Source organism: Bacillus sp. SG-1 (genome assembly GCF_000181495.1).
Taxonomy (GTDB): domain Bacteria; phylum Bacillota; class Bacilli; order Bacillales; family Bacillaceae_B; genus Rossellomorea.
Genome location: NZ_ABCF01000106.1, coordinates 1 through 7,445, shown reverse-complemented (window position 1 = coordinate 7,445; position 7,445 = coordinate 1). Strand labels below are relative to the sequence as shown.

The window sequence follows — 7,445 nt, the reverse complement described above, 5'->3', positions numbered from 1 at the left end:
CTTTTGGGGTGATCCTTTATTCGCGTAAAGGCAGGGTTAACTTTCATGACCCGAACCCGTCAGCTAACCTCGTAAGCGTTGTGAAGGAGATATAACTTGTGTTCATGACCACAGGCTTATTTCCTGATGGTCTTTTTGTCTTGGCTATTAGTGGGATAAAAAAGAACTTAATGAAATCAAACTGCAGAGGTTATTCTAATTAACATCAGGTCATTGGAGGAGTCATTCATGAAAAAACAATTTGCAGTAATCGGGCTAGGGCGTTTCGGTGGAAACCTTGTCCGGGAACTGAGTGAGCTTGGTGCAGATGTACTGGCAATTGATAATAATGAAGAAGTAGTGGAGAAGTATCGTGATGTTGCTGAACATGCTGTCCGGGCCAATGCCATGGATGAAAATGTAATAAGGGAGCTTGGGCTCAGAAACTTTGATCATGTCATTGTCTCCTTCGGTGAAAACATCGAGGCGAGTATTTTAACTACGCTCCTGCTCAAAGATTTGGGCGTAAAAGAAGTGTGGGTCAAGGCATCGAGCACCTATCATCAAAAAGTTCTCGATAAAATTGGTGCGGACAAAGTAATCCATCCTGAAAGGGACATGGCCAGAAGGATTGCCCATCATATTACTTCCGAAAAAGTCATTGACTTCATAGAACTTTCTAAAGAGCATAGTATCGTCGAGCTTGTCGCTTCGAACAAAGTGGCGGACAAAACGCTGATTGATTTAGACGTGAGGGCCCGTTATGGATGCAATATCATCGCGATCCAAAGAGGGGATGATATTATCGTTTCTCCTCCTGCTGATGAAGTGATTCAGAAAGATGATTTATTAATTGTGATTGGAGATAACCGCGACCTTAACCGTTTTGAAAAAGAAGGCATCTGACGATGGGAAAAAGGTAAGCGTAATGATTTATTTGATGCTCGGCAGGTGGATCGGCTTTTGGAACGGCAGGGCTTGCCATGGGATTAACTTTAATCAGACAGCCTGAGAGAAGTGCATCCTTATCTTTGTCTTGTTCGTTGGAAAGCTTGGTCCGCTCACGCTGTTTTTCGTTGGTCAAAGCGGGATCAGCAAAGGTCAGCTAACCTAAAGAAGATCTTTTAACAGGTTAATGACTTTGTAATATGGGCTAGGCTAGCCTAAACATTTTTTACAGAGATTCATAGAATGTTATTGAGTGATGAAAGCTCAATAATCATTCTGGAGGTGTCTGATTATGCCATACGGATATGGATATGGATGTGGCGGCTACGGCTATGGCGGTGGCTATGGTTACGGCGGCGGCTTCGCGCTAATCGTTGTATTGTTTATTTTGTTGATTATTGTTGGAGCTGCTTTTGTATACTAAGTTTAGCGCCTGGACACTCAAATAAAAATGTATAAAGGAGCTTCCCAAATGGGAAACTCCTTTTTCATTATGCGGATTGCTTTATCGCTTTAATGCGCGAAGAGGGACTGTCCCTTTTAGTGCTTTAAAGGAGCAGAGCGCCAGCACACCTTTACTTGTCATCACCGCTGATGCGGATGGCGGGTGTGTTGTTATTGATGTACGCAGGGACGACCTCTTCCCTGAATGGCGTCTTTGTCCTCATAGAAAGCACCCTGGATTTTCATATTGGCTCTTGTTGCTTCTTCATCAATCGGCATTTTTCTTTTTATATCAATCTCTATCCGTTTTATCGTTTTGGTCTTTGTTATGTTTGTTGCCCTTACTGTTATCTCCGGAGGCTATTTCACGGGAGAATTCAGCTTGGTTATGCCCTGCATGAGGGGAGTTTTGGTTCTTGCTTCCTTTGTTGTATTTCTTTGTCATGCTCAGCACCTCTTTTAGGATTAGTGAATTCATGATTAGTTTGCGCTCCCCGGGTGAGTTTATTCCTGCAACAAACAGAAAGAGCAGTCTCGATTAGAAACTGCTCTTTCATATTATTTATTATTTTGAAGGAATTCCTTTACCTGTTCAGGTGTTTTTGCGTTGGCACTGTGAAGGTGGGCCCTTTTTTCACCGTCTTGAAAAATTAAAAGGCTAGGAATTCCCATTACATCATAGCGGTCAGCAATTTCAGGAAGTTCATCCTTGTTTAATTCGTACCACTTATATTGGTCATATTCTTCAATGATTTCATCGATGAACATATTCATTCGTGTACAGTCAGGGCACCAGTCAGCAAAGAATTTGATAATGACCGGCTCGGCCTGGGAAATAAGCTCCTCGAATGTTTCTTGGTTTTGGATAGATTGCATCTCATTGACCTCCTTTGTTTATTCACATTGTATTTGATTTACGGACTTTTCGTAAACTTTGTTGCTTACAGCAGGTTTCTTAAGGCGGTAAGCCTGCTCGTTTGACGTTTGCAGGTGCTGCCCATACAAACTTCAGCACATTCTGAATTGACTTTTTCATGTATACTAAAAGTAGAATTTATATAGGAGGGGTTCCATGTATCAAACGCGTGTCCTTGAACAGCAGGAGCTCATTGATCGTTTAGTCTCTGAAATTGCACAAAGCGTTTTTAGGAAGCATCCTGAACTTCTTGAAAACTATGGAGAAAAGGGACGGACCCAGACAATGTCTGACTTACATAAGCATTTCCACTACCTGCAGACAGCCTTTCGACTGCAGGCACCGGAAATTTTCATTGACCATATCAAATGGCTGTTCAATGTCCTTATTTCGAGAAACGTCGACATCCATTTTGTGTTAACGGGCCTTTCCTTAATGAAGGAGAGAACCGGGGAACTGCCTTCTGAGAAGGAAAGCTTTTACTGGAACTGTCTGTCGGAAGCGATTCAGTGGCTGAATGAGCGCCGTCCTTCCTGATTGGAAAAGGACGGTATCAGTTACTCAACGGTTCCGGATTCAATAATTTTAACGTTTGCCTTCACTTTGAATTTAGCATTCGGATATTGTTCTTCTTCCCACTTCTTAAAATCCATACCTCGCACTTTATGTTTCAAGCGCTGCCCGAAACCCACGGGATCTATGCCTTCTTTCTGGAACTCTGTTAGCATGTTCAGGCAGCGTTCTTCAATATCCTTCTCCATTGCCTCCTCTATTTTTTGCACTTTCGATGGTGTAAGTTTCTTTCCCGTGAATTCTTTTATGATGCCTGTAATGTCAATGGTTACAGTGATGTCCAGGGGGTCTTTCTTATGAACGATATCAATCTTATGGCTTGATTGTAAACTAGTGACGGAAGCCTCAATGTTTTTTTTGTCCTTGCCCCCTTCTTCAGGGAGCTTGACCACTTGGTTGCCTTCACTATATTTGTCAGCAAGAAGTTTAAAGTAAAACATATTTTTCTTGTCAATCCGGTCAATCATTTTATCATTTTTAAATAAAGCGACACCGTTTATCCCTATGCTTTTGTCTTTGGTCCTTTCAATGATTGGTAAATAAGGCGTCTGCCCTTTTTGGTAGAAAGTGAACAGGAATAAATGCAAATTGGAACTCGCTAAGTCCCCGCGCTGCATATTATGGTCAATAAGTTTGGAAATATAGTCAGCGGTCCCTTTGTTCCCATAGTCCGCTTTCAGGATTTCCTCGGCTGTGCTGTCGCTGACAAGGAGCATCACTCTCGCACCGACACTTGCATCCCGCTGAAGCGAATCCGCAATATCAAGCACACCTTTCTTTGCCATTTTTTTTGAAATAATGACATTTTCCAAACTGCCCCGTACGAGAGGCATTTCTGATTTTTTTTCCAGGATATTAAGCACTTCCCGTGTCGACTCTGCTTCTGCGGTTAACGTAACGTTCTCAGTTTTTTTATCAGATAAATATCTTGGATACAGAGCGGTACCCCTGATCAGTTTCTCACCCGCTACATCATATCCTTTCGCTGTTTCGATATTCAGATCATCAAGGATTTCCGGTTGAACGCAGCCGGTCAAAAGGGCGAGCAGCAGGGAGAATAATGTGAACTTCTTCATTTTTTCTGTTTCACCTTCTTCATCAGGAATATCATGAAAAGAAGAAATGGAATGAACCCAAAGTTGAGATAAAACCCGACTTTGCTCGTTATGTCATTTAACGTATTAATATGGTTTCGTTCCTGTAACATACTGATTGCAACCACACAAAGGGCAGACAAGAAAATTAACGTTTTTCTTTGGTTCCACTTAAACGATCTTTTGGCGATCCTGCTTGCACACCATAATGAAATGCAGACATTTGGAAGGATTATTAAACACCAGTTGGCGATGCCGATATACTCAAACCGTTCCACGAAGGGCATTTCAACGATTTTCCACATAGACAGTGTGGCCCAAACCGTTTTCTCGAGCTGACCCTCACTGAAGAAGGCAAAACTAACCACTGTTAATGCTGCAAAGATCACTGTTGTGATGAGAAGGCCGATATGTGCCCATTTTTTCGATTTATCTCCCTGACTGATATAAGGATAATAAATGAGCAGAGCTTCATAACCAAGAAAACTAAGGGTCATATCCCTTGTGGCCTTCATCATATCCAGAAGTGTATGGTCCCAGACAGGGAGAAGATTCCTGAAATCTGCAAACGGAATTGTAAATGCAAAGGTAAGTACCAGGTATGCGGGAAGAACAGTACCAAAGAAAGCTACACCTGCTACTGTGCGAAGCCCTCCATTTACAACATAAATGACGAGTAAGAAGAATAGTATGGCGAAAAACAATGAGGAAATCCTTGGATACATCCAAACTTGGATTACCTCAATATAAGTTCGGGCAACTGTGACAGCAGAAAGGCAGAAATACAAAAGATAAACAGAGTCGAAAAATTTACCGAACCACTTTCCGAAAGCTGCTTTGTTGGCTTCTATCAAATCCCCGCCGCCGGTCTGGACAACTTTAAATATGATAAATACGATGATATTTGTAAGCAGGCCGGCGACGATTACGGACATCCAGGCATCATAACCGGCGCTTTTGGCAATCACCCTTTGATACCCAAGCACTCCTACACCCACCTGGATAGAGTGGATGAGGAAAAGTACAATGAAGGGTGATATTTGTCTATTTTCAGGAACTGGCTTCATAGCAAAACCTCCGCCATCTATTCGTCAATATCTAGTTTCTTGCGGCCTTCTGCAGGATTGAATCTGCGTGGTTTTTTCGTGCGCATGAATTCAGGACGCTTGCTTTGAGAGTGAAAAGGGAAGCGAATAATTGCGTCCTTCAGGTCATACAGCCTTGGAGGATACAATGGTTCCAAAAATGGTCTTCCAAGCGATGTTAATCGAATAAGATGGGTCATCAGAAAGCAGAAACAGAACACAATGCCGAGCAATCCCCACAGCTGTGCAAACAACATGAAAGGAAAGCGCAGGATCCTGATGGTGTTACCCATTTTATAAACAGGTGTTGTAAAGGAAGCCAGTGCTGCCAAGGCTACCAAAATCAGCAAGACGTTACTCGTCAGCCCGGCCTCAACGGATGCTGTCCCGATAACGATACCGCCCACGATACCGATTGTCTGACCGACCTTGGTGGGCAGGCGTGCTCCTGCTTCCCGGAGGAGCTCGATCGTCAGCTCAAGGAACAATGCTTCCAGTATAGGAGGAAGCGGAATTTCCTGGCGTGAAGTGATCAGTGTTGCCAACAAGTCTTTTGGAATCAGTTCATAATGGTAGGTTAGTGCGGCTACATAAATCGGTGTAATCAGGATGGAGAAGGCCACAGCGAACACCCGGACCAGCCTGAAGAAAGAAGCCACTATATAATTTAAAAAGTAATCTTCATATGCGCTGAAAAATTCCACCAATGTAGTGGGACCAAGAAGGGCATGGGGAGAGCCATCGGACAAGACAACAACTTTCCCTTCAACCAAAACGGAAGCTGCCCTGTCAGGACGTTCTGTATCCAGAAGCTGCGGGAAGGGCGAATTGGCATTATCTGCCACCATCTGCTCGATAAAAGAACTGTCATTGATCTGGTCAAAGTCGATTGCTTTCAGGCGCTGCCTCATCGTCTGGACATTTTCCTGGTCGGCTAATCCGTCAATATACAACAGGCAGGTTTTCGTCTGGGTCATCCTGCCGATGACGAAATCTTCGATAATCAGTTCTTTGAGGGGCACTCTTTTCCGAAGCATGTTTAAGTTCTGGTCAATCGACTCCACAAATGCTTCTTTCGGTCCCACAACACTGAATTCCACTTCAGGCTGCGACACCTGTCTGGAAACTTCTTTTTGGGCAGCAATAAAAGCGAATCGTGCTTTTTCGTTTTCGGTTTTTAACAGAACGTACCCATTCATCAGCTTTTGTTCGATTTGGCTTTCGTCATCAGACAACTGTATATCTATAACGGGAGCAAGCTTCTTTATATCATCTAACTTTTCAAAATGCTTGCCGAGCAAGGAGGGGAGGACATCTTTTTGCAGTATATCTTCGTCCACCAGTGTTGAAAGAAAGTTCAACCCAAAACGAAGATTAGTATGCTGGTTGTAGTAAAAGATCTCTTTATAGTCAGTTGACTTCCTTGCCAGCTTTTCAAAGGTTTCCTGCGTGTTTTTCTTTTTATTCTTATCAGTGCCTTTTTTTCTGCTAAATAAAGAAAACATCGGTTTCACCACTTTTTAATTACTCTTATGGTAGTGTTTCCGGTTTTCGGGGATTTATGAAAAAAGTGGGGAGAGAAGTATGATAAATACTTGCATACAAAAAGCCTGCCAGAGGGTGGCAGGCTTTTGAGCATTATTGTTCTAGAAAGAATTTTTCAATATCATCAAGCATCAGGTTCGCAGCGATCACTCCGCCGGCGGTATTCCAGACAGGATCGCTTACCTCATGAACATTATCTGCTTGAGCAACTTCAAGTTTTTGGAATAGTGGATCGTTCACCCATTCCTCGGCAACTTTATTTCCTTCTCCGTCTCCAGTGTCATAAGCGAAGTAGAAAAGGATATCTCCATCCATTGCCGGAATTCGTTCTTTCGTTACGCCTTTTTCTGCAAAGTCATCTACATCCTGGCCTTCAGGGCGTGCAAATCCTAATTGATCAAGGATGACACCGGAGAAAGAATCTTTGTGATAAATACGAACATCTGTAGGCATGAAGCGTACCATTGACACTTCCATATCCAATTTATCTCCAAGTTCGCCTTTTAACTCTTCGATACGCTGATCATACTCAGCGATCACTTCTTGACCTTTTTCTTCTTTATTAAGAGCCTTTGAATATAGCTCGAAGTTTTCTTTCCAGTTCCCGCGAAGTGTTTCAGCAAATACAGTCGGTGCGATTGCTTTCAACTTGTCATACTGTTCTTCCTGACGCATTTTGTTACCGATGATCAAATCAGGCTTCAATTTAGCGATTGCCTCGATGTTTAATTCACTTTCAGTACCAACCACTTCTACATCTGCCATCTTATCAGCGATATGCTCGTACCATGGGTCGCCGATCCACGATTGAACAGCTCCAACAGGTTTCACGCCCATCGCAAGCAGTGCCTCAGTACCTTC

Annotated in this window: 9 protein-coding genes and 1 riboswitch; of the genes, 3 read left to right on the top strand and 6 right to left on the bottom strand. The window is 43.0% G+C overall.

The features are described from left to right. Window positions 1-93: riboswitch (cyclic di-AMP (ydaO/yuaA leader) on the top strand. This riboswitch is flagged as partial in the annotation. 135 nt (window positions 94-228) lie between these two features. Both BSG1_RS18340 and BSG1_RS20630 read left to right on the top strand, forming a co-directional pair. Beyond that, entirely contained in the window at window positions 229-885 is a 657-nt protein-coding gene (locus BSG1_RS18340) for a potassium channel family protein (protein ID WP_006838720.1), read from the top strand. A gap of 334 nt (window positions 886-1,219) precedes the next feature. Further along, window positions 1,220-1,351 carry a YjcZ family sporulation protein gene (locus tag BSG1_RS20630; protein WP_006838719.1) on the top strand — a complete coding sequence of 44 codons (132 nt, stop codon included), beginning with the start codon at window positions 1,220-1,222 and terminating at the stop codon, window positions 1,349-1,351. Between the two features lie 312 nt (window positions 1,352-1,663). On the opposite strand, the gene BSG1_RS21200 is transcribed toward BSG1_RS20630, so the two are convergent. Both BSG1_RS21200 and BSG1_RS18335 read right to left on the bottom strand, forming a co-directional pair. After that, a complete protein-coding gene (locus BSG1_RS21200; protein WP_198008261.1) occupies window positions 1,664-1,816 on the bottom strand; it encodes a hypothetical protein in 153 nt (50 codons plus the stop codon). A gap of 113 nt (window positions 1,817-1,929) precedes the next feature. Next, window positions 1,930-2,247, bottom strand: coding sequence for a thioredoxin family protein (locus BSG1_RS18335; protein WP_006838716.1), 318 nt, complete (start codon window positions 2,245-2,247; stop codon window positions 1,930-1,932). Window positions 2,248-2,443: 196 nt separating this feature from the next. Between BSG1_RS18335 and BSG1_RS18330 the strand changes: the two genes are divergently transcribed. Further along, window positions 2,444-2,824 carry a hypothetical protein gene (locus BSG1_RS18330; RefSeq protein WP_006838715.1) on the top strand — a complete coding sequence of 127 codons (381 nt, stop codon included), beginning with the start codon at window positions 2,444-2,446 and terminating at the stop codon, window positions 2,822-2,824. A gap of 20 nt (window positions 2,825-2,844) precedes the next feature. On the opposite strand, the gene BSG1_RS18325 is transcribed toward BSG1_RS18330, so the two are convergent. The 4 genes from BSG1_RS18325 to BSG1_RS18310 all read right to left on the bottom strand — a co-directional run. Continuing rightward, window positions 2,845-3,936 carry a Ger(x)C family spore germination protein gene (locus BSG1_RS18325; protein WP_006838714.1) on the bottom strand — a complete coding sequence of 364 codons (1,092 nt, stop codon included), beginning with the start codon at window positions 3,934-3,936 and terminating at the stop codon, window positions 2,845-2,847. Further along, window positions 3,933-5,021, bottom strand: a complete 1,089-nt coding sequence (locus BSG1_RS18320; RefSeq protein WP_006838713.1) for a GerAB/ArcD/ProY family transporter — start codon at window positions 5,019-5,021, stop codon at window positions 3,933-3,935. The genes BSG1_RS18325 and BSG1_RS18320 overlap by 4 nt, the downstream gene beginning before the upstream one ends. Before the next feature lie 17 nt (window positions 5,022-5,038). Further along, complete coding sequence (locus BSG1_RS18315; RefSeq protein ID WP_006838712.1) at window positions 5,039-6,544, bottom strand: spore germination protein; 1,506 nt, start codon at window positions 6,542-6,544, stop codon at window positions 5,039-5,041. A gap of 133 nt (window positions 6,545-6,677) precedes the next feature. Further along, on the bottom strand, window positions 6,678-7,445 hold a 768-nt coding region (locus BSG1_RS18310; RefSeq protein ID WP_006838711.1), incomplete at its 5' end, for an ABC transporter substrate-binding protein.

Excerpts from the sequence above, each read along its gene's own strand:
- BSG1_RS18335 (WP_006838716.1), bottom strand. The coding sequence starts at position 2,247 with ATGCAATCTATCCAAAACCAAGAAACATTCGAGGAGCTTATTTCCCAG.
- BSG1_RS21200 (WP_198008261.1), bottom strand. The coding sequence starts at position 1,816 with ATGACAAAGAAATACAACAAAGGAAGCAAGAACCAAAACTCCCCTCAT.
- BSG1_RS18320 (WP_006838713.1), bottom strand. The coding sequence starts at position 5,021 with ATGAAGCCAGTTCCTGAAAATAGACAAATATCACCCTTCATTGTACTT.
- BSG1_RS18315 (WP_006838712.1), bottom strand. The coding sequence starts at position 6,544 with ATGTTTTCTTTATTTAGCAGAAAAAAAGGCACTGATAAGAATAAAAAG.
- BSG1_RS18330 (WP_006838715.1), top strand. The coding sequence starts at position 2,444 with ATGTATCAAACGCGTGTCCTTGAACAGCAGGAGCTCATTGATCGTTTA.
- BSG1_RS18325 (WP_006838714.1), bottom strand. The coding sequence starts at position 3,936 with ATGAAGAAGTTCACATTATTCTCCCTGCTGCTCGCCCTTTTGACCGGC.
- BSG1_RS18340 (WP_006838720.1), top strand. The coding sequence starts at position 229 with ATGAAAAAACAATTTGCAGTAATCGGGCTAGGGCGTTTCGGTGGAAAC.
- BSG1_RS20630 (WP_006838719.1), top strand. The coding sequence starts at position 1,220 with ATGCCATACGGATATGGATATGGATGTGGCGGCTACGGCTATGGCGGT.